General features: G+C 58.0%; 20 protein-coding genes. 1 reads left to right on the top strand and 19 read right to left on the bottom strand.

Translation table 11 applies throughout. The features are described 5' to 3' along the window. Nucleotides 1–168: 168 nt before the first annotated feature. Genes RHM68_RS05540 through RHM68_RS05515 form a run of 6 tightly spaced genes read right to left on the bottom strand, consistent with a single transcriptional unit; the run spans nucleotide 169 to nucleotide 5,121 of the window. Complete coding sequence (locus RHM68_RS05540; RefSeq protein WP_322223696.1) at nucleotides 169–804, bottom strand: protein-L-isoaspartate(D-aspartate) O-methyltransferase; 636 nt, start codon at nucleotides 802–804, stop codon at nucleotides 169–171. 41 nt (nucleotides 805–845) lie between these two features. After that, a complete protein-coding gene (gene surE / locus RHM68_RS05535; RefSeq protein ID WP_322220913.1) occupies nucleotides 846–1,595 on the bottom strand; it encodes a 5'/3'-nucleotidase SurE in 750 nt (249 codons plus the stop codon). Continuing rightward, nucleotides 1,583–2,641: a tRNA pseudouridine(13) synthase TruD gene (gene truD / locus RHM68_RS05530; RefSeq protein WP_322220912.1), complete on the bottom strand. Its 1,059-nt coding sequence runs from the start codon at nucleotides 2,639–2,641 to the stop codon at nucleotides 1,583–1,585. The genes surE and truD overlap by 13 nt, the downstream gene beginning before the upstream one ends. Further along, nucleotides 2,638–3,111: a 2-C-methyl-D-erythritol 2,4-cyclodiphosphate synthase gene (ispF, locus tag RHM68_RS05525; RefSeq protein WP_322220911.1), complete on the bottom strand. Its 474-nt coding sequence runs from the start codon at nucleotides 3,109–3,111 to the stop codon at nucleotides 2,638–2,640. The genes truD and ispF overlap by 4 nt, the downstream gene beginning before the upstream one ends. 43 nt (nucleotides 3,112–3,154) lie before the next feature. Then, nucleotides 3,155–4,000, bottom strand: coding sequence for an S-formylglutathione hydrolase (gene fghA, locus RHM68_RS05520; RefSeq protein WP_322220910.1), 846 nt, complete (start codon nucleotides 3,998–4,000; stop codon nucleotides 3,155–3,157). An 8-nt stretch (nucleotides 4,001–4,008) separates the two neighbouring features. Next, nucleotides 4,009–5,121 carry an S-(hydroxymethyl)glutathione dehydrogenase/class III alcohol dehydrogenase gene (locus tag RHM68_RS05515; RefSeq protein ID WP_322220909.1) on the bottom strand — a complete coding sequence of 371 codons (1,113 nt, stop codon included), beginning with the start codon at nucleotides 5,119–5,121 and terminating at the stop codon, nucleotides 4,009–4,011. Nucleotides 5,122–5,228: 107 nt separating this feature from the next. On the opposite strand from RHM68_RS05515, the gene RHM68_RS05510 reads away from it, so the two are divergent. Then, complete coding sequence (locus tag RHM68_RS05510; protein WP_322220908.1) at nucleotides 5,229–6,125, top strand: LysR substrate-binding domain-containing protein; 897 nt, start codon at nucleotides 5,229–5,231, stop codon at nucleotides 6,123–6,125. Here the strand turns inward: RHM68_RS05510 and ispD are convergent. From ispD to lpxD, 13 genes are all read right to left on the bottom strand, one after another. After that, nucleotides 6,122–6,829: a 2-C-methyl-D-erythritol 4-phosphate cytidylyltransferase gene (ispD, locus tag RHM68_RS05505; protein WP_322220907.1), complete on the bottom strand. Its 708-nt coding sequence runs from the start codon at nucleotides 6,827–6,829 to the stop codon at nucleotides 6,122–6,124. The genes RHM68_RS05510 and ispD overlap by 4 nt on opposite strands. Continuing rightward, nucleotides 6,826–7,104 carry a cell division protein FtsB gene (ftsB, locus tag RHM68_RS05500; RefSeq protein ID WP_322220906.1) on the bottom strand — a complete coding sequence of 93 codons (279 nt, stop codon included), beginning with the start codon at nucleotides 7,102–7,104 and terminating at the stop codon, nucleotides 6,826–6,828. The genes ispD and ftsB overlap by 4 nt, the downstream gene beginning before the upstream one ends. Nucleotides 7,105–7,275: 171 nt before the next feature. Next, a complete protein-coding gene (gene eno, locus RHM68_RS05495; protein ID WP_322220905.1) occupies nucleotides 7,276–8,565 on the bottom strand; it encodes a phosphopyruvate hydratase in 1,290 nt (429 codons plus the stop codon). A 156-nt stretch (nucleotides 8,566–8,721) separates the two neighbouring features. Further along, the gene (gene kdsA / locus RHM68_RS05490; protein ID WP_322220904.1) at nucleotides 8,722–9,567 is read right to left on the bottom strand and encodes a 3-deoxy-8-phosphooctulonate synthase; all 846 of its coding nucleotides are present in this window, start codon (nucleotides 9,565–9,567) and stop codon (nucleotides 8,722–8,724) included. Nucleotides 9,568–9,572: 5 nt separating this feature from the next. Then, nucleotides 9,573–11,204, bottom strand: coding sequence for a CTP synthase (locus RHM68_RS05485; protein WP_322220903.1), 1,632 nt, complete (start codon nucleotides 11,202–11,204; stop codon nucleotides 9,573–9,575). Nucleotides 11,205–11,478: 274 nt separating this feature from the next. Continuing rightward, the gene (gene tilS / locus RHM68_RS05480) at nucleotides 11,479–12,807 is read right to left on the bottom strand and encodes a tRNA lysidine(34) synthetase TilS (protein WP_322220902.1); all 1,329 of its coding nucleotides are present in this window, start codon (nucleotides 12,805–12,807) and stop codon (nucleotides 11,479–11,481) included. 133 nt (nucleotides 12,808–12,940) lie between these two features. Continuing rightward, nucleotides 12,941–13,888 (bottom strand): acetyl-CoA carboxylase carboxyltransferase subunit alpha, encoded by a 948-nt coding sequence (locus RHM68_RS05475; RefSeq protein WP_322220901.1) that lies wholly within the window; start codon nucleotides 13,886–13,888, stop codon nucleotides 12,941–12,943. 154 nt (nucleotides 13,889–14,042) lie between these two features. Further along, a complete protein-coding gene (dnaE, locus tag RHM68_RS05470) occupies nucleotides 14,043–17,564 on the bottom strand; it encodes a DNA polymerase III subunit alpha (protein WP_322220900.1) in 3,522 nt (1,173 codons plus the stop codon). Nucleotides 17,565–17,640: 76 nt separating this feature from the next. Then, entirely contained in the window at nucleotides 17,641–18,267 is a 627-nt protein-coding gene (gene rnhB / locus RHM68_RS05465; protein WP_322223694.1) for a ribonuclease HII, read from the bottom strand. 14 nt (nucleotides 18,268–18,281) lie between these two features. After that, nucleotides 18,282–19,409 carry a lipid-A-disaccharide synthase gene (lpxB, locus tag RHM68_RS05460; RefSeq protein ID WP_322220899.1) on the bottom strand — a complete coding sequence of 376 codons (1,128 nt, stop codon included), beginning with the start codon at nucleotides 19,407–19,409 and terminating at the stop codon, nucleotides 18,282–18,284. A 2-nt stretch (nucleotides 19,410–19,411) separates the two neighbouring features. After that, a complete protein-coding gene (lpxA, locus tag RHM68_RS05455; RefSeq protein ID WP_322220898.1) occupies nucleotides 19,412–20,188 on the bottom strand; it encodes an acyl-ACP--UDP-N-acetylglucosamine O-acyltransferase in 777 nt (258 codons plus the stop codon). Then, a complete protein-coding gene (fabZ, locus tag RHM68_RS05450) occupies nucleotides 20,185–20,625 on the bottom strand; it encodes a 3-hydroxyacyl-ACP dehydratase FabZ (RefSeq protein WP_322220897.1) in 441 nt (146 codons plus the stop codon). Before fabZ ends, lpxA begins: the two co-directional genes overlap by 4 nt. 108 nt (nucleotides 20,626–20,733) lie before the next feature. Then, nucleotides 20,734–21,789 carry a UDP-3-O-(3-hydroxymyristoyl)glucosamine N-acyltransferase gene (lpxD, locus tag RHM68_RS05445; protein ID WP_322220896.1) on the bottom strand — a complete coding sequence of 352 codons (1,056 nt, stop codon included), beginning with the start codon at nucleotides 21,787–21,789 and terminating at the stop codon, nucleotides 20,734–20,736. Nucleotides 21,790–21,791: the final 2 nt, after the last annotated feature.

Raw genomic sequence — 21,791 nt, 5'->3', positions numbered from 1 at the left:
TTCGGCATGAAATGTCGCAAGTATAACGGGCTGTACGGGCTTTACCTTTAATGAAGCGAAATCGCTTCGCGCACACGTTTGCCTGCGTGCAATGCACCCCGTTTAACCGATCGATGCCGCTGTAAGACCCAAGCAATCGAAGAGAATTCACCGTAGAAAAACAAATGCTCAGGCCAGTGGCCCATTGAGCAATGGCACAAAGCGAACCGCCCCCAAAACACGCCTGGAAAAGCCCTGCTCTTCGCGGATGATCAGCATCAATTGCTGGACTTCTCCGGACCCAACCGGGATCACCAGTCGCCCGCCCGGAGCCAATTGGTCGAGCAGCGCTTGAGGCACATCAGTGGCCACGGCGGTAACGATAATCGCATTGTATGGCGCGAGTGCAGGCCAACCTTCCCAGCCATCTCCCCAGCGAAAAACCACGTTGCGCAGGTTCAGCTCGGTCAGGCGTTCCTTCGCGCGGTCCTGCAGCACCTTGATGCGCTCAACGGAAAATACTCGCTCGACAAGTTGCGACAGCACCGCTGTCTGGTAACCGGAACCCGTGCCGATTTCCAACACCTTGTCCAAAGGCCCCGCCTCCAACAGCAACTCACTCATGCGAGCCACCATATAAGGCTGGGAGATGGTCTGGTTATGTCCAATCGGCAACGCCGTGTCTTCGTATGCACGATGAGCCAACGCTTCGTCGACGAACAAGTGACGCGGCGTGCTGCGGATGACCTCCAGCACCTTGGCGTTGGACAGTCCTTCTTCATATAGACGCTGAATCAAACGCTCACGGGTTCGCTGAGAGGTCATCCCGATGCCGCGACGCAGCATATCGTCTTGCTCACGCCCCATTAGCGCAGCCCCTCCAGCCAGCCGTCCAGACTTCTGAAGGCATCATTGAAGGTGCGATCCAGTTGCAGTGGAGTGATGGAAACGTAGCCCTGCATCAGCGCATGAAAGTCGGTGCCTGGGCCACCGTCTTCGGCATCACCTGCTGCGGCAATCCAGTAGCCAGCCTTACCGCGCGGGTCGACCACCTTCATCGGTGCCGCGGCGCGCGCGCGATGACCAAGGCGAGTCAGCTGGATACCGCGAATATGGTCCAACGGCAGATTGGGAATGTTCACGTTCAACACGGTGCGCGGCGCAAGCTTGAGGTCCGCGTGAGCTTCGACGAATTTGCGCGCAAAGTAGGCGGCCACAGGAAGGTTATCGACTTGCCGTGAGGCCAACGAAAAGGCAAACGAAGGCCGCTCCAGGAAACGACCTTCAAGGGCCGCTGCCACGGTGCCGGAATACAACACATCGTCTCCCAGGTTGGCGCCCAGATTGATACCTGAAACCACCATATCCGGTTCATGCTCCAGCAGGCCGTTGAGGCCAAGATGCACGCAATCGGTGGGTGTGCCGTTGAGGCTGATAAAGCCGTTGGCCAGCGTTTGCGGGTGCAACGGACGGTCGAGCGTCAGCGAGCTGCTGGCGCCGCTTTTGTCTTGGTCCGGGGCGATCACCACACATTCGGTGTAATCCGCCAGCGCAGCATAAAGCGCGGCAAGACCGGGTGCGGTTACCCCATCGTCGTTAGAAATTAGAATACGCATGGGCTGTCCGTCTGCCCCACCGGCACCAGATCAACAAGCTCGCGCACCAATACAGTGGCAAAGCATCCGGCCGGGAGGACGAATTCCAGTTGCAGAATGTCAGGCTCGGGATAATGCCACGTCAACCCGCCAATGGGCAGCCGCAGGATGCGACGTTCGTGGCTCATTCCGGCATTAATCAGCCAATCGCGTAAATCCGCTTCGCGCGCCGCGATTGCCTGTTCCAGTTCGTGGACAACACCGGTGGCCGGCGAGTCACCTTCGCCCCACTGCGGGCCGGTCGGATGCAGGTCGAGAATCGCCAGCCGTGGATCGCTGCATTCAGCCTCACCCGCAGGAAAGAAACTGCGGCTGTCGGTAAACGCCAGCAGATCACCGACCTGGGCCCGCTGCCAGCTACCGTCGGCGACCCGCGCCGCCAGCACCTGATTAAACAGAAAGCTGCGTGCGGTGGAGAGCAGACGCGAGCGCACGTTGCGCTGCTCGGGCAGCGCCTTACGCACAGCCCAGGCACGGGCATCGATCACATTCCCGCCGTCATAACCGAAACGCTGGGCACCGAAATAGTTGGGAATGCCCTGTTTCGCGATCAGTTGCAGGCGCTCTTCAATCGCCGCCTTGTCGCCAGCAAACTGGGTCAAGCGCAGGGTAAAGCCGTTGGCCGAGTGAGCACCGCGCTGCAGCTTGCGCTTGTGTCGACCCGTCTTGAGAATTTTCAGCGTGTCGTTTTCCGCCGCCGACAAATCAGGATCAGCCTTGCCCGGCAGTTGCACGCTAAACCACTGGCGAGTCAATGCCTGGCGATCCTTGAGGCCCGCGTAGCTGACGGTGCGCAATGGCACGCCCGCGGCCTTGGCGATACGCCGTGCCGCTTCTTCGGTATTCAAGCCACGCTTTTCAACCCAGATCCACAAGTGCTCGCCATCGCCACTGAGCGGGATATCAAGGACTTCGTCGACTTGAAAATCCTCGGCAACCGCTTTCAGCACAGCACTGCCAAGGGCTTGGCCATAAGCTCTCGGACCGAGTAATTGCGCCTCGTTCATGCGCGCAGCAACAAAGCAACGGAATGCACGGCGATGCCTTCTTCGCGACCGACAAAGCCGAGCTTTTCGGTGGTGGTAGCTTTCACGTTCACTTGATCCAACTCAACTTGAAGATCCGCGGCAATCAAGGCGCGCATCGATTCGATATGCGGGGACATTTTGGGCGCCTGGGCGACGATGGTGTTATCGACGTTGCCGATTTTCCAGCCCTTGGCGTGGATCAATGCGACGACGTGACGCAACAGCACACGGCTGTCGGCACCCTTGAATTGCGGGTCAGTGTCCGGAAAATGCTTGCCGATATCACCCAACGCAGCAGCGCCGAGCAACGCATCGCTCAAGGCGTGCAGCAGGACATCACCGTCGGAGTGAGCGAGCAGCCCGAAGCCGTGCTCGATCCGCAGGCCGCCCAGAGTAATGAAATCGCCTTCAGCGAAACGATGCACATCGTAGCCGTGGCCAATACGCATAAAAAAACGCCCCGATTTTTGTCAGGGCGTGATTCTACCTGCATTAGGTGCCTAGGGCGCGCCCATGATGCTGCAAGTGCTCGTCGATGAAGCTGGCGATAAAGAAATAGCTGTGGTCGTAGCCCGGTTGCAGACGCAACGTCAGGGGATGACCCGCTTGCTTCGCGGCATGTTGCAGTGCTTCAGGCTTGAGCTGGGTGGCGAGAAAATCATCGCGATCGCCTTGATCCACCAGCAGCGGCAATTTTTCGCTGGCCTCGGCAATCAACGCGCAGGCATCCCATTCGCGCCATTTGGAACGTTCTTCACCCAGGTAGCGGGAAAAGGCTTTCTGGCCCCAAGGGCAATCCATCGGGTTGTTGATCGGCGAGAACGCCGACACCGACAGATAACGCCCAGGATTGCGCAACGCACAGACCAGCGCACCGTGGCCGCCCATGGAATGACCACTGATACCGCGTTTATCCGACGCAGGAAAATGGGCTTCGACCAATGCCGGTAATTCCTGCACGACATAGTCATGCATCCGATAGTGCTTGGCCCAAGGTTCCTGAGTCGCGTTCAGGTAAAAACCAGCACCAAGACCGAAGTCCCATGCACCCTCCGGATCACCCGGCACCTCAGCGCCGCGGGGGCTGGTGTCCGGTGCAACGATGATCAGCCCCAGCTCGGCGGCCATACGCATCGCGCCGGCCTTGTGCATGAAGTTTTCGTCGGTACAGGTCAGGCCGGACAGCCAGTACAACACCGGCAATTTGCCGCCCTGCTCCGCTTGCGGCGGCAGGTAGACGGCAAACACCATGTCGCAGCCGAGCACGTCGGAGCGATGCCTGTAACGTTTGTGCCAGCCACCGAAGCTCTTCTGGCAGGAGATATTTTCCAGGCTCATGACCGACCTCAGAAATGAATCACGGTACGGATGCTCTTGCCTTCATGCATCAAGTCGAACGCCTTGTTGATATCTTCCAGGCCCATGGTGTGGGTGATGAAGGTATCCAGCGGGATTTCGCCGGTTTCAGCCATCGCAACGTAGCTCGGCAACTCGGTACGACCGCGCACACCACCAAACGCCGAACCACGCCAGACGCGACCAGTCACCAATTGGAAGGGACGAGTGGTGATTTCCTGGCCAGCACCGGCCACGCCGATGATTACCGACTCGCCCCAACCTTTATGACAGCACTCAAGGGCTGCACGCATCAACTGGACATTGCCGATGCACTCGAAGGAAAAATCGACGCCGCCATCGGTCATGTCGACGATGACGTCCTGGATCGGACGGTCAAAGTCTTTCGGGTTCACGCAATCCGTTGCTCCCAGTTGCTTGGCGATCTCGAACTTGGCGGGGTTGATATCGATGGCGATGATACGACCGGCCTTGGCTTTGACGGCGCCGATGATCGCTGACAGGCCAATGCCCCCCAGGCCAAAAATGGCCACGGTATCGCCGGGTTTGACCTTAGCCGTATTGATCACCGCGCCGATGCCGGTGGTAACACCGCACCCCAGCAGGCAGACTTTTTCCAAGGGCGCTTCTTTAGATATTTTGGCGACGGAGATTTCCGGCAGCACGGTGTACTCGGAGAACGTCGAGGTGCCCATGTAATGGAAAATCGGGGCTCCTTTGTAGGAAAAGCGCGTGGTGCCATCGGGCATCAGGCCTTTACCTTGAGTGGCACGAATGGCTTGGCAGAGGTTGGTTTTGCCTGACAGGCAGAATTTGCACTGACGGCATTCCGGGGTGTACAGCGGGATCACGTGATCGCCGACGGCGACCGAGGTCACACCTTCGCCGATGGCCTCAACCACAGCGCCACCTTCGTGACCGAGGATCGACGGAAAGATGCCTTCCGGGTCCGCACCGGACAGGGTGTAGGCATCCGTGTGACAAACACCGGAGGCGACCACTCGCAGCAGGACTTCACCGGCCTTGGGCATAGCGACATCGACTTCAACGATCTCGAGGGGTTTCTTCGCCTCGAAGGCTACAGCGGCGCGCGACTTGATCATGTTGACTCTCCAGTGAATAAAAACGAGACAGGGAGTGTAATCCATCGCCTTACGATGAATAATCCGACCAAAAGCAAAACATTATTGCCATACAGGGATAATCATAGATGTCAGAAAGCCGCTGGGAAGGCATCGACGAGTTTGTCGCCGTGGCCGAGTGCAGCCAGTTCACCGCCGCCGCTGAGCGTCTTGGGGTTTCTTCCTCTCACGTCAGTCGGCAAATCGTGCGCCTGGAAGAGCGCCTGCAAACTCGCCTGCTTTATCGCAGCACCCGCCGGGTTACGCTGACCGAGGCTGGGCAAACGTTTCTGCAACATTGCCAGCGCTTGCAGGATGGGCGCGAAGAAGCGTTGCGAGCGGTCAGCGATTTGACCAGTGAACCTCGGGGCATGCTGCGCATGACGTGCGCCGTCGCCTACGGCGAGCGCTTCATAGTGCCTCTAGTGACGCGCTTCATGGGCCTCTACCCGCAATTGCGGATCGATATTGAACTGAGCAATCGGCAACTCGACCTGGTGCATGAAGGTCTGGACCTGGCGATTCGCCTCGGCCGTCTCCAGGACTCTCGACTGGTCGCCACACGCCTCGCGCCACGACGCATGTACCTGTGCGCGTCGCCTTCTTACATTGAACGCTACGGTCGGCCACACAGTTTGTCGGAACTAAGCCAGCACAACTGTCTGATCGGCAGCTCGGATATCTGGCAACTGGAGAATAACGGGCGGGAATTTTCGCAACGGGTACAAGGCAATTGGCGGTGCAACAGTGGGCAGGCCGTGCTGGATGCGGCGCTACAAGGTGTTGGGTTGTGTCAATTGCCGGACTATTACGTGCTCGAGCACTTGAACAGCGGCGCGTTAATTTCGCTGCTGAATGCCCATCAACCGCCGAATACAGCGGTTTGGGTGCTTTACCCGCAGCAGCGGCACCTGTCGCCGAAGGTGCGCAAATTGGTGGATTATTTGAAGGAAGGGCTGGCGCAAAGGCCGGAGTACGCGGCTTAGCGGCGGTTAGCCCAACGTTGACGTAACCATTCAAGGTCTTCAGGTCGAGTGACTTTAATGTTGTCGGATCGACCTTCGATCAGGCGCGGAGCCATACCAGACCACTCCATGGCCGACGCTTCGTCAGTGATGATCGCGTCGGCCACCAGGCTGTCGGCCAATGCCCGATGCAACGCACCCAGGCGAAACATCTGCGGCGTATAGGCCTGCCAGATCACGCTGCGATCAACGGTTTCCGTCACGCGACCGTGCTTATCAACCCGCTTCAAGGTGTCCCTGGCAGGAACGGCCAACAATCCCCCGACCGCATCGCCAGCCAGTTCGATCAACAATTTATCAAGATCTTCACGCGCCAGATTTGGTCGTGCGGCATCGTGAACCAACACCCAGTCCTCATCGTCAGCGCCCCGAGCGTGCAGGTGCAGCAACGCATTGAGCACAGACCCCGATCGTTCGGAGCCCCCGTCCACCCGCTGAATACGCGGATCAGTGGCGCAGGGCAGGTTTGGCCAGAAAGGATCATCCACCGCAAGACTGACCACCAGCCCCTTCAGGGAAGGGTGATCAATGAAACAGCCGAGGCTGTGTTCGAGAATAGTGCGCCCGCCCAGTTGCAGGTATTGCTTGGGACGGTCCGCGGCCATGCGGGCGCCAACGCCCGCGGCAGGAATCACGGCCCAGAAGGCCGGTAACGAGTCGATCATTGCGCCAACTGGTAAAGGGTTTCACCGTCCTTGACCATGCCCAACTCATGACGAGCCCGCTCTTCAACGGTTTCCATGCCTTTTTTCAACTCGCTGACCTCAGCGTCCATCACCCGATTACGCTCCAGCAACGCCTCGTTCTCAGCGTGTTGCTCGGCAATTTGCTGAGTCAACTCGGCCACTTGCGCCAGACTGCCATTTCCCACCCACAGGCGGTACTGCAGGCCAGCCAGCAGCAAGAGCAAGATGAGGAACAACCAATTGGGACTGCGCATCGAATATCAGGTATCCAGTGAAAAAAGACAGCCGTATTAAAACTATGGAGCGTCTGATAGCACGAAGCCTGGAAAACCCAGGCTTGTGCTTATAAGGCATCAGATTAGTGGCAAATTCACCGCTGTCGCGATTTTTTTCGACACCATCCGCTGTCTTTTACCAGCGTTCTATCAGCCGCGAAACTCGCTGCGACCGTTGTACTTGGCTTTGCCGTTCAACTGCTCTTCGATACGCAGCAGCTGGTTGTACTTGGAAACGCGGTCGGAACGGCACAGCGAGCCGGTCTTGATTTGGCCAGCGGCAGTGCCCACGGCCAGGTCGGCAATGGTCGAATCTTCTGTTTCGCCGGAACGGTGCGAGATAACGGCAGTGTAACCAGCAGCCTTGGCCATCTGGATGGCTTCCAGAGTTTCGGTCAGGGTGCCGATCTGGTTGAACTTGATCAGGATCGAGTTGGCGATCTTTTTATCGATGCCTTCTTTCAGGATCTTGGTGTTGGTCACAAACAGGTCGTCGCCGACCAGTTGGATTTTCTCGCCGATTTTGTCAGTGAGAATTTTCCAGCCGGCCCAGTCGGACTCGTCCAGACCGTCTTCGATGGAGATGATCGGGTAACGTTCGGTCAGACCTTTGAGGTAATCGGCGAAACCTTCAGAGGTAAATACTTGGCCTTCACCGGACAGGTTGTATTTACCGTCTTCGTAGAACTCACTGGCTGCGCAGTCAAGTGCCAGGGTCACATCGGTGCCCAGCGTGTAACCAGCATTGGCAACAGCTTCGGAGATTACTTTCAAAGCGTCTTCGTTAGACGCCAGGTTGGGCGCGAAACCACCTTCATCACCTACAGCAGTGCTCAGGCCACGGGCCTTCAAAACGGCTTTGAGGTGATGGAAAATCTCGGTGCCCATGCGCAGACCTTCAGAGAACGACTTGGCGCCAACTGGCTGAACCATGAACTCCTGAATGTCGACGTTGTTATCAGCGTGCTCGCCACCGTTGATGATGTTCATCATCGGAACCGGCATCGAGTAAACGCCCGGCGTGCCGTTCAGGTTGGCAATGTGCGCATACAGTGGCAGGTCCTGGTCCTGTGCGGCGGCCTTGGCGGCAGCCAGGGAAACGGCGAGGATCGCGTTAGCGCCCAGGGAACCTTTGTTTTCAGTACCGTCGAGCTTGATCATCGCGTGATCGAGGGCTTTCTGGTCACTTGGGTCTTTACCCAACAGCAGGTCACGAATCGGACCGTTGATGTTACCTATGGCCTTGAGTACACCCTTGCCCAGGTAACGGCTCTTGTCGCCATCACGCAGCTCGAGCGCTTCACGCGAGCCAGTGGAAGCACCGGACGGCGCGCAAGCACTGCCGATGATGCCGTTATCAAGAAGCACATCCGCTTCCACGGTGGGATTGCCACGGGAGTCGAGAACTTCACGACCTTTGATGTCGACGATTTTTGCCATTGTTGTAAACACTCCAAAGTTGACGAAAACGACGCAGCTGAAGGAAATCTTGTATCGCCGGCAAGCGGTGTGCAGCGGGCAGACTTGCGGGCGATAAGGCTCAGGCCCGAGGGCCTGAGCATTAAATCGTGGGGTACTTTACCGGAGAAAAGCGGTTTACGCGGTTTCTACCGTCGGAAAACTCTTCACCAATTCGTCCAACGCTTTGAGCTGGGCCAGGAAAGGCTCCAGTTTATCCAGACGCAAAGCACAAGGGCCGTCGCATTTGGCGTTGTCCGGGTCCGGGTGTGCTTCAAGGAACAATCCGGCCAGCGACTGGCTGATGCCGGCCTTGGCCAGGTCAGTGACCTGAGCACGGCGACCGCCCGCAGAGTCGGAACGACCACCCGGCATTTGCAGCGCATGGGTCACATCGAAGAACACCGGGTATTCAAACTGCTTCATGATCCCGAAGCCCAGCATGTCGACGACCAGGTTGTTGTAGCCGAAGCTCGAACCACGCTCGCAGAGGATCAACTGATCGTTACCGGCTTCGACGCATTTGCTCAAGATGTGTTTCATCTCATGCGGTGCGAGGAACTGGGCTTTCTTGATGTTGATCACCGCGCCGGTCTTGGCCATCGCAACTACGAGGTCGGTCTGGCGCGACAAGAAGGCCGGCAACTGAATAATGTCGCAGACTTCAGCGACGACCGCGGCCTGATCCGGCTCGTGGACGTCGGTGATGATCGGTACGCCGAAGGCTTCCTTGATGTCCTGGAAGATCCGCATGCCCTCTTCCAGGCCGGGGCCACGGTAAGAGGTCACCGAGGACCGGTTGGCCTTGTCGAAGCTGGCCTTGAACACGTAAGGGATACCGAGTTTCTCGGTAACCTTGACGTACTCTTCGCAGACCTGCATCGCCATGTCGCGGCTTTCCAGCACATTCATGCCACCGAAAAGCACCATTGGCTTGTCGTTGGCAATCTCGATATCGCCTACACGGATGATCTTCTGCGCCATGGGGTTCAGGCCTTCTTCTGGTGTTGAGTCAACGCCGCTTTGACGAAGCCAGTGAACAGCGGGTGACCGTCGCGTGGCGTCGAGGTGAACTCAGGGTGGAACTGGCAAGCGACGAACCATGGATGATCCGGTGCTTCAACCACTTCCACCAAGGCGCCATCACCGGAACGACCGGAGATTTTCAACCCGGCTTCGATCAGTTTCGGCAACAGCTTGTTGTTCACTTCATAGCGGTGACGATGACGCTCGACGATGACGTCCTTGGCATAGCAATCGTGTACCAGGGAACCGGTTTCGAGCAGGCAATCCTGTGCGCCGAGACGCATGGTGCCGCCCATGTCGGACGTTTCGGTCCGGACTTCGACAGCGCCGGTGGCATCTTCCCACTCGGTGATGAGCCCCACGACAGGGTGACCGCTGGCGCGATCAAACTCGGTAGAGTTGGCGTCTTTCCAGCCCAGCACGTTACGAGCGAACTCGATCACGGCCACTTGCATGCCAAGGCAGATGCCGAGGTAAGGAACCTTGTTTTCGCGAGCGTATTGAACCGCCGTGATCTTGCCTTCCACGCCCCGCAAACCGAAGCCGCCCGGCACCAGAATCGCGTCAACACCTTCCAGCAGCGCGGTGCCCTGGTTTTCAATGTCTTCGGAGTCGATGTAGCGCAGATTGACCTTGGTACGGTTGCTGATACCGGCGTGACTCATCGCTTCGATCAGCGACTTGTAGGCGTCCAGCAACTCCATGTATTTGCCGACCATGGCGATGGTGACTTCGTGCTCAGGATTGAGCTTGGCATCGACCACAGCTTCCCACTCGGACAGATCAGCACTGCCACATTGCAGGCCGAAACGCTCCACAACGAAATCATCCAAGCCTTGTGAATGCAGAATGCCCGGAATCTTGTAGATAGTGTCGGCATCTTCCAGCGCGATCACCGCACGTTCTTCAACGTTGGTGAACTGGGCAATCTTGCGACGGGAGGCCATATCGATCGGGTGATCGGAGCGGCACACCAATACGTCAGGCTGCAGGCCGATGGAACGCAGTTCCTTGACCGAGTGCTGGGTAGGCTTGGTTTTAGTTTCGCCGGCAGTGGCGATGTACGGCACCAATGTCAGGTGCATCAACATTGCACGCTTGGCGCCGACTTCGAAACGTAACTGACGGATCGCTTCAAGGAACGGTTGCGACTCGATGTCACCCACGGTGCCACCGATCTCGACCATGGCCACGTCGGCATCGCCGGCGCCCTTGATGATCCGGCGCTTGATTTCGTCGGTGATGTGCGGAATCACCTGGATGGTGGCGCCCAGGTAATCACCACGGCGCTCTTTGCGCAGCACGTGTTCGTAAACACGGCCGGTGGTGAAGTTGTTGTTCTGGGTCATGGTCGTGCGGATGAACCGCTCGTAATGGCCCAGGTCCAGGTCGGTCTCGGCGCCGTCGTGGGTGACGAACACTTCACCGTGCTGGAACGGGCTCATGGTGCCCGGGTCAACGTTGATGTACGGGTCCAGCTTCAGCATGGTGACCTTAAGTCCCCGCGCCTCCAGGATGGCCGCCAATGAAGCCGAGGCGATGCCTTTCCCCAATGAAGAAACAACACCGCCCGTGACGAATATGTAGCGCGTCATGAAAAACCCTAGAAGTCTGCGTTAAAGCGGTCCGAGCCGCCGGGGAAAGCGAAGGAAGGCCGAAGCCCCCGATCACCTGCATTAATCACAGTGCATCTTTCAAAAAAACCGCCGCGTTGGGACAGACCGGCAAATGAAACACCGGTACGTTGCAAGCTACACATTTTTTGGAATCGCCCAGCAAAGACTGCTTGGTAATCGGCAACTCCTGCAATTCATGCGAATCCACAGAAGTTGTATCAAGAAGGGAGCGTAGTCTACCGGAAAGCCCCTTTCAGCTCAAACCTTGATCTTCGCTCAATGGGCGCCAATCCAAACGCCAGTCTTCCTGTGCATTTGCGTTTAACCCAGGCAGGTTTGCCACCGCGAGCAATTGATCGCCCCTGTAGAGCAGCGGCAATCTGCCACGGGCAAACATCGGTATACCGCTTTCGTTGAGCAAACGCTTGAGGTCGCGATGCCCGCGATCGGGCAGATGCATAATCTCGCCGCCCGCACGGTAACGGATGTGCAGCGGTCCCTCGGGGATTTTCCCGACCAGGGTCACCAGGCCATTGTCTGGCAGTAACAGTGGCAACGAAGGATCCGCCCAACGCCCGGCAATCGGCAGAGCGCGCAACCAACTGCCCGACAACCACCAGATACGCCCGGCAGCCCGTTGCAGTTGACCGTCGGCCAACCGCCAGATCGGTCGAGCATCCGCCGCCGCATCGCGCAGATCGTCCCAGCCCGACCAATGGTCAGTGTCCGGTAGGCGTGTGCGCCTTGCGAGCCAGTGACTCAAGGCATTTCGCTGTCGTGCAGCGGCAAGCTTTTCAAGCGGCGCCAATATCAGAGACGGCAGGCCCAGCCAATCAAACTCACTGCCACTGCGCGCCTCGGCAAGATCGATTTGCGCCAATTCATCCAGCAACCCTTGAGCCTCGCGCAGATGCGCGGCACTGCGCGCCAGGCTTGTCACTGCTTGCGGCCAGCGCTCGGCGAGTACAGGAAGCACTTGGCGTCGCAGGTAGTTACGCGAGAACTGCTGATCCTGGTTCGAGGGGTCTTCAATCCAACTCAATTGATGCTCGGCGGCATACCGCTCAAGCTCGGCTCGAGTGACATCCAATAACGGGCGAAGCAAATGCCCGCGCCCCAACGTTCGCTCCCGCGGCATCCCCGATAGCCCTCTCACCCCGGCCCCGCGCAACAGTCGAAACAGCAAAGTTTCTGCCTGATCATCACGGTGCTGGGCGGTCAGCAACACTTCATTGGCTTGAGTCGCTTCGGTGAAGGCGCCGTACCGCGCGTCACGAGCAGCACGTTCAAGGCTAGCGCCGGTTTTAACCTGGACGCGAACGACGTGTAACGGCACACCCAGCGCATCACAGACTGACCGGCAATGCTCCGGCCACGCATCGGCCACAGTTTGAAGACCATGGTGAACATGGAGAGCACTGAGTGCCGGAAGCAATTGGGATTTGGCGAGCTGGGCGAGAAGGTGCAGCAGGACGCTAGAGTCCAGGCCGCCGGAGAAGGCGATGCGCCAGGTCGCTGCGTTGCGCCAGGGGGCCAGGTTCGCGAGAAGCCTGGAAGGCAGATCAATCCTGGATGAACTCATAGGGTTCACTTAGCCACACATCAAATGTAGGAGGGAGCTTGCTTGCGATAGCGGTGTCACAGCCAACCTGATTGTTGACTGTTAAACCACCATCGCAAGCAAACTCGCTTCCACAGGATAGAGCGAGGTCAGATCAAAGACCGTAGCTCATCAGGCGCTCGTAACGACGAGCCAGCAGTGCCTCGTTGTCGAACGTCTTCAACATCGCCAACTGTGAACTCAGCTCGGCACGGATCGAAGCAGCCGCCGTGGCTGGATCGCGGTGGGCGCCGCCCAATGGCTCGCCGATCACTTTATCGACGATGCCCAGGCCTTTCAGGCGCTCGGCGGTGATACCCATGGCTTCAGCGGCATCCGGCGCTTTCTCGGCAGTTTTCCACAGAATCGAAGCACAACCTTCCGGCGAAATCACCGCGTAGGTCGAGTACTGCAGCATATTCAACTGATCGCAAACACCGATCGCCAAAGCACCACCCGAACCACCTTCACCGATCACGGTGGCAATGATTGGAGTTTTCAGGCGAGACATGACGCGCAAGTTCCAGGCAATCGCTTCACTCTGATTGCGCTCTTCGGCGTCGATGCCAGGGTAGGCACCCGGAGTGTCAATGAAGGTCAGGATCGGCATTTTGAAACGCTCGGCCATTTCCATCAGGCGGCAAGCCTTACGGTAGCCTTCCGGACGCGGCATACCGAAGTTGCGGCGAACCTTCTCGCGCACCTCACGGCCTTTCTGGTGACCGATGATCATCACCGGCTGATCATCCAGACGGGCAATGCCGCCAACGATCGCGGCATCATCGGAGAAATGACGGTCGCCGTGCAGCTCATCGAATTCGGTGAAGATATGCCCGATGTAATCCAGGGTATACGGGCGACGCGGGTGACGCGCCAGACGCGCAATCTGCCAACTGGTCAGCTTGCCGAAGATGTCCTCGGTCAGCGTGTTGCTTTTGTCCTGGAGGCGGGAGATCTCATCGCCGATATTCAGCGAATTGTCATTACCGACCAAGCGCAACTCTTCGATCTTGGCTTGCAGGTCGGCGATCGGCTGTTCGAAATCTAGAAAATTCGGGTTCATAGGCGTCCGTCTTGGGTCGACATCCAAGAGAGCTTGGGTCGGCCGGTTGTCTATTCGCGCCCTACCTTAAGGGAGAGGCGCGTTAAGGTCGAGATTAAATATTTGGGTCGAGGTCAGGGCGCGCTCAATAGTGGCAAAGAACGGCGCCTCACCGTCAACGGTATTGGAGGAAGACGTTGTCTCGCCCGAACTGGTCACGCAGGGCTTGAATCAAGGCATCCGCCGGGTCAATTCGCCAGGTCTCGCCGAACTGCAACAAGGCCTTCGCGTCAGGGCTGGTGTACTCCATGGTGATTGGGCAAGCGCCGCGGTGACGCTTGAACAACTCACCCAGCCAACGCAGTTGATCACCCTTCAAGTCCTTGGTCTGCAACTTCAAGCGCAGGCTCTCAGCCAGGTTAGTACGGGCATCTTCCATGCTCATCACCCGCTTGACCCGCAACCGCAAGCCGCCGGAGAAGTCGTCGTTGCTGACTTCGCCCTCAACGACCACCATCGCATCGGTCTGCAACAGCGACTGCGCGGAATGGAACGCCTCGGCGAACAACGACGCCTCGATCCTCCCCGAACGATCGTCAAGGGTGATGAAGCCCATCTTGTCGCCCTTTTTGTTTTTCATTACCCGCAGCGCAATGATCATGCCCGCGACCGTCTGGGTATCCCGGGCGGGTTTCAGATCGATAATGCGCTGGCGAGCGAAACGGCGGATTTCGCCTTCATATTCGTCAATCGGGTGACCAGTCAGGTAAAGCCCAAGGGTATCTTTCTCCCCTTTCAGGCGTTCCTTGAGGGTCAGCTCCTTAGCCTTGCGGTGATTGGCGTAGACGTCGGCGTCTTCTTCCACGAACAGGCCACCAAACAGGTCGGCGTGGCCACTGTCGCGGGTGCGCGCAGTTTGCTCGGCAGCCTTGATCGCCTCTTCCATCGCCGTCAGCAAGACCGCGCGGTTCTGGTCGATGCTCGCTTGATAGGCTTTCGGTTCGTCATGGAAATAAGGCCCCAGACGATCCAGCGCACCGCTGCGGATCAATCCGTCCAGGGTGCGTTTGTTGATGCGTTTGAGATCGACACGGGCGCAGAAATCAAACAAATCAGTAAACGGGCCGTTCTGACGCGCCTCGGTAATCGCCTCGACCGGGCCTTCACCCACGCCCTTGATCGCGCCCAACCCGTAAATAATGCGACCTTCGTCATTCACCGTGAACTTGAACTCCGAGGCATTCACATCCGGCGCGTCGAGACGCAGCTTCATGGTGCGAATTTCTTCGATCAAGGTCACGACTTTGTCGGTATTGTGCATATCCGCCGACAGGACGGCCGCCATGAACGGCGCCGGGTAGTGCGTTTTCAGCCATGCGGTCTGATAGGACACCAGGCCATACGCAGCGGAGTGAGATTTGTTGAAGCCATAACCGGCGAACTTCTCTACCAGGTCGAAAATGTTGCCGGCCAGGTCGGCGTCGATATTGTTCGCCGTGCAACCTTCAATGAAACCGCCACGCTGCTTGGCCATTTCCTCTGGCTTTTTCTTACCCATGGCTCGACGCAGCATGTCCGCGCCGCCCAGGGTGTAACCGGCCATCACCTGGGCAATCTGCATCACCTGCTCCTGATACAGGATGATGCCGTAAGTCGGCGCCAATACTGGCTTGAGGCCTTCGTACTGGTAATCCGAGTGCGGGTACGCCAGTTCAGCGCGACCGTGCTTACGGTTGATAAAGTCGTCAACCATGCCCGATTGCAAGGGGCCAGGACGGAACAGGGCCACCAGTGCGATCAAGTCTTCCAGGCAGTCGGGCTTGAGCTTTTTGATCAGCTCCTTCATGCCGCGGGACTCAAGCTGGAACACCGCAGTGGTTTCGGCTTTTTGCAGCAACTGGTAAGTCGGTTTGTCATCCAGCGGGATGAACGCGATGTCGAGCGGCGGCTCGTCGACCTTGGCGCGCTCGCGGTTGATGGTTTTCAGCGCCCAATCGATGACGGTCAGAGTGCGCAAACCCAGGAAGTCGAACTTCACCAAACCGGCAGCCTCGACATCATCCTTGTCGAACTGGGTGACCAGACCATCACCCGCTTCATCGCAATAGATCGGCGAGAAGTCGGTCAGCTTGGTCGGGGCGATAACGACACCACCGGCGTGCTTACCGACGTTACGTACCACGCCTTCAAGCTTTCGAGCCATTTCCCAGATTTCGGCAGCCTCTTCATCGACCTTGATGAAGTCACGCAAGATTTCTTCCTGCTCGTAGGCTTTTTCGAGGGTCATGCCGACTTCGAACGGAATCATCTTCGACAGACGATCCGCCAAACCATAGGACTTGCCCTGCACCCGCGCCACGTCCCGCACCACCGCTTTCGCTGCCATGGACCCGAAAGTGATGATTTGGCTTACCGCGTTGCGACCGTATTTCTCGGCCACGTAATCGATTACCCGGTCGCGACCGTCCATGCAGAAGTCGACGTCGAAGTCGGGCATCGATACCCGTTCCGGGTTCAGGAAGCGCTCGAACAGCAGGTCATATTCCAACGGATCGAGGTCGGTGATCTTCTGTACGTAAGCCACCAGTGATCCAGCACCCGACCCACGGCCGGGGCCTACCGGCACGCCGTTGCTTTTGGCCCACTGGATGAAATCCATCACGATCAGGAAGTATCCAGGGAAGCCCATCTGGATGATGATATCCAGTTCAAAATTCAACCGATCGACGTAGACCTGACGTTTGGCGTCGTAATCTTCAGTGGTGTCCTTGGGCAGCAGGACACTCAGACGGTCTTCCAAGCCATCGAACGAGACTTTGCGAAAGTATTCGTCGATAGTCATGCCATCGGGAATCGGGAAGTTGGGCAGGAAGTGTTTACCTAGCTTCACTTCGATGTTGCAGCGTTTGGCGATCTCGACTGTGTTTTCCAACGCCTCGGGCAAGTCGCTGAACAGTTCAGCCATTTCCTCGGCGCTTTTGAGGTACTGCTGATCGCTGTAATTCTTCGAGCGCCGCGGATCGTCGAGGGCACGCCCCTCACCGATGCAAACCCGGGTTTCGTGGGCCTCGAAGTCCTCCTGCTTGATGAAGCGCACATCGTTGGTCGCCACCAACGGCGCACCAATTTTCTCGGCAAGGGCCACGGCGCCGTGCAATTGCTCTTCATCATTGGGGCGGCTGGTGCGCTGGACTTCCAGGTAAAAACGATCTGGGAACACCGCCATCCATTCACGCGCCAAGGCTTCGGCTTCCGCCGGGTTGCCGCTGAGCATGGCCAGGCCGATCTCACCCTCTTTCGCCGCCGACAGCATGATCAAGCCTTCACTGGCTTCGGCCACCCACTCACGCTCAATGATGATCGAGCCGTTGCGCTGGCCGTCAATGAAGCCACGGGAAATCAGTTCGGTCAGGTTGCGATAACCCACGGCATTCATTGCCAGCAGGCTGATCCGGCTCAGCGCGTTGTCCGGGTCTTTGTTCGACAACCACAGGTCGGCACCGCAGATCGGTTTGATCCCGGCCCCCATGGACGCTTTATAGAATTTGACCAAGGAACACATGTTGTTCTGATCAGTGACCGCCACGGCAGGCATGTTCATGCCGACCAGGGTCTTGACCAGCGGTTTGATCCGCACCAGCCCGTCGACCAGGGAATATTCAGTGTGCAGGCGTAGGTGAACGAATGAAGCCGGCATAGTGATCCTGTCTAGAAACGTGAAGACAACAAGGCCCGGATTGTACCGGGCCTTGGAAAAAACATCAGCCTTGCGACTAACTCTCGATCAGGTTTTCCCGCGCTTCGTAAGCCAGGCGCACCGGGGCGAACGAGCGGCGGTGAATCGGCGTGGGCCCCAAACGGGCCAAGGCCTCCAGATGAACGGGCGTCGGGTAGCCTTTGTGGCCGCCGATTCCGTAACCTGGGTAAATCAACTCGAACGCAGCCATTTCACGGTCACGGCTGACCTTGGCCAGGATCGACGCAGCCGCAATGGCCGGCACCTTGCTATCGCCCTTGACCACGGCCTCTGAGCGCATGGACAGCTTCGGGCAGCGGTTGCCGTCGATCATCGCCAGTTTCGGCTGAATGTGCAGGCCTTCGATGGCGCGCTGCATGGCCAGCATGGTGGCATGCAGGATGTTCAGCTCGTCGATTTCTTCGACTTCAGCCCGAGCGATGTGCCAGCTCAAGGCCTTTTCACAAATTTCGTCGTAGAGCTTTTCACGGCGCGCTTCAGTGAGCTTCTTCGAATCGTTCAGCCCCAGAATAGGCCGGCTCGGATCGAGGATCACCGCCGCCGTGACTACGGCGCCGCAGAGCGGGCCGCGACCGACTTCGTCGACACCGGCAACCAGCGCTTCCAGCTCGGCGACCAGTGTGAAGTCGAGGCCCATCTGCATGCTTGTTTTGCTCATTATGATTGGCCGATCAGTTTCAATACTGCGTCTGCCGCCTGATTAGAGGCATCCAGGCGCAGCGTGCGGTGGATTTCGTCGAAGCCGCGAGTCTGTTCTTCGCCACCGTAGAGCAGCGGCGACAGCGTCTGGGCCAGTGCTTCCACAGTCGCCTCATCCTGCAGCAACTCGGGCACCAGCAGACGCTGGGCCAGCAAGTTCGGCAAGGAGACGTAAGGGCTTTTGACCATGCGTTTGAGAATCCAAAACGTCAGCGGCGCGAGGCGATAAGCCACGACCATCGGCCTTTTGTACAGCAATGCCTCAAGGGTCGCGGTCCCAGACGCAATCAGCACCGCATCGCAAGCAGCGAGGGCCAGATGCGACTTGCCGTCGAGCAGGGTCAGCGGTAAATCGCGCCCAGCCAGCAACTCTTCAAGCTGCACCCGGCGCTCGGGGCTCGCGCAAGGCAGAACGAATCGCACACCAGGACGCAACGCCCGCAAACGTTCAGCAGTGTCGAGGAACAACGCGCCGAGACGGCCCACTTCGCCCCCCCGACTGCCCGGCATAAGCGTCACCAACGGCCCGTCAGGCAAGCCCAGCTCGGCCCGAGCAGCGGCGCGGTCGGCTTCGAGCGGAATAGCATCCGCCAGCGAGTGCCCGACAAACCGTACCGGCACGCCCTTCTCTTCATAGAATTTGGCTTCGAACGGAAACAGCGTCAGCATCAGGTCGCAACCTTCGCGAATCTTCAGCACGCGCTTTTGGCGCCAGGCCCAAACCGACGGGCTGACGTAATGCACGGTCTTGATCCCGGCCTGACGCAACTTGAGTTCAATATTGAGGTTGAAGTCCGGGGCATCGATACCGATGAACACATCCGGTTTCTCGGCGATCAGGTCGGCCACCAACTTCTTGCGCCGAGCCAGCAACTCGCGCAGTCGACCCAGCACTTCCACCAGGCCCATCACCGAGAGTCGCTCCATGGGGAAGCAAGAGACCATGCCCTCGGCCTGCATCAACGGACCACCGACACCCATGAACTCGACCGCAGGGTGCTGTGCCTTGAGCGCGCGCATGAGACCGGCGCCCAGAATGTCACCGGAAGCCTCACCCGCCACCAGCGCAATACGCAAATTAGCCATGATTAACGAGTGATGCCGCGAGTTGAAGACTGGATGGAATCACGGAACACCGCGACTTCCGGAAACTGGGTCGAGGGCTCGGCCAGTTCTGCGAGCGCCTGTTCAACCGTCAGCCCTTGGCGGTAAACCACCTTATAGGCACGACGCAGTGCATAGATCGCATCTTCGCTAAACCCGCGACGGCGCATGCCTTCGAAGTTCATGCTGCGAGCTTCCGCTGGATTGCCAAACACCGTCACAAACGCAGGAACATCCTTGCCGATGGCGGTGCCCATGCCGGAAAAACTGTGGGCACCAATATGGCAATACTGGTGAACCAGGGTGAAGCCGGACAAAATCGCCCAGTCTTCAACATGGACATGACCTGCCAGCGCGGTGTTATTGACCAGGATGCAATGGTTACCGATGACGCTGTCATGACCAATGTGGGCATAGGCCATGATCAGGTTGTGATCACCTAGCGTAGTTTCCGAACGGTCCTGAACGGTGCCACGGTGAATGGTCACGCCTTCACGGATGACATTATGGTCACCAATCACAAGCCGGGTTTCTTCACCCTTGTATTTCAAATCGGGCGTGTCCTCGCCTACCGATGAAAACTGGTAGATGCGATTATGCTTACCGATCCGGGTCGGGCCCTTGAGAATCACATGCGGCCCGATCACTGTTCCCTCGCCGATTTCCACACCTGCGCCGATGATCGACAATGGGCCGACCTCGACACCTTCGGCCAGCACGGCCGTCGGATCGATGATTGCGCGAGGGTCAATCAAACTCATACTTTTTGTTCCGCACAGATAATTTCGGCGGAGCAAACCGGCTTTCCATCCACAGAAGCCTGGCACTCAAACTTCCAGATCTTACGCTTGCAGCTGATGAAAGTGGCTTCAAGGATCAACTGGTCGCCCGGCTTGACGGGCTGGCGGAAGCGCAGTTTGTCTGAGCCGACGAAGTAGTAAAGGGTGCCGTCAGACGGTTTTACGTCGAGCATTTTGAAACCGAGGATCCCGGCCGCCTGGGCCATCGCTTCGATGATCAGCACGCCAGGCATGATCGGGTGCGCCGGAAAGTGGCCATTGAAGAACGGCTCGTTGATGCTGACATTCTTATAGGCGCGAATGCGCTTGCCTTCCACGTCCAGATCCACGACCCGGTCCACCAGCAGGAATGGGTAACGGTGAGGCAGGTATTCGCGAATCTCGTTGATGTCCATCATTTCGGGGGGAAGCCTATGTAAAGATTGGGAACGCGCGACTGACGCGCGCTCCTCTAGCAAATCAAGGAGGCAGTCTAGCGGCTGTGCACACTTGATATGGAAATGGTATCAGCCATCTGATGAAGCATTACCGTCAGGGGTCACTTCCCCCACACGCTTTTCAAGCTGTCGCAGACGTCGAGCAATATCATCGAGCTGGCGGATGCGTGCTGCGCTTTTGCGCCATTCGGCCGCAGGCTGCATGGCCGTCCCGGATGAGTAGGAGCCAGCCTCGGTAATCGAGTGGGTCACCATGGTCATCCCGGTGAGGAACACGTTGTCACAAATCTCGATATGCCCCACCAGCCCCACGCCACCAGCAAGCATGCAATGCTTGCCGATTTTGGTGCTGCCGGAGATACCCACGCACGCAGCCATCGCGGTGTGATCACCGATATGAACGTTGTGGGCAATCTGAATCTGATTGTCGAGTTTTACACCATTACCAATAACGGTATCGGCCAAAGCACCACGATCAATCGCAGTATTCACACCGATCTCAACGTCATCGCCAATGGCAACACCGCCCACTTGGGCGATTTTTTGCCAGACGCCTTTTTCGTTGGCAAAGCCAAAGCCTTCACCTCCGAGCACGGCACCTGATTGAATCACCACTCGTTTGCCAATGCGCACGTCGTGATACAGCGTGACTCGCGGGGCAAGCCAGCCATCCTCACCGATTACGCTACGAGCACCGATGAAACAATGAGCCCCCACGGTGACACCCGCCGCAATCCGCGCAGCGCTTTCAATCACGGCAAAGGCACCAATGCTCGCCGCCGGATCGACCAGCGCATCCGCAGCCACTACCGCTGTCGGGTGAATTCCGGCAACTGCTTTGGGCTTAGGATCGAACAGATGAGACACACGTGCGTAGGCCAGGTAAGGATCAGGCACCACTAAAGCATCACCGGCAAACCCTTCAGCGTCATCAGCCTTGAGCAGTACGGCTGCGGCGTGGCTGTCCGCTAGGTATTTACGGTATTGAGGATTTGCCAGAAAGCTCAACTGAGCTGGGCCAGCCTCTTGCAAAGTGGCTAGCCCAGTAATGTCTTTCTCCGCATCGCCACGCAGGGTGGCGCCGAGAAACTCGGCCAATTGGCCGAGCTTAATAGTCGCTGTCATGG

It is taken from the genome of Pseudomonas sp. DC1.2 (assembly GCF_034351645.1).
Classification (GTDB): domain Bacteria; phylum Pseudomonadota; class Gammaproteobacteria; order Pseudomonadales; family Pseudomonadaceae; genus Aquipseudomonas.
This window is presented reverse-complemented; position numbering and strand designations above follow the sequence as displayed.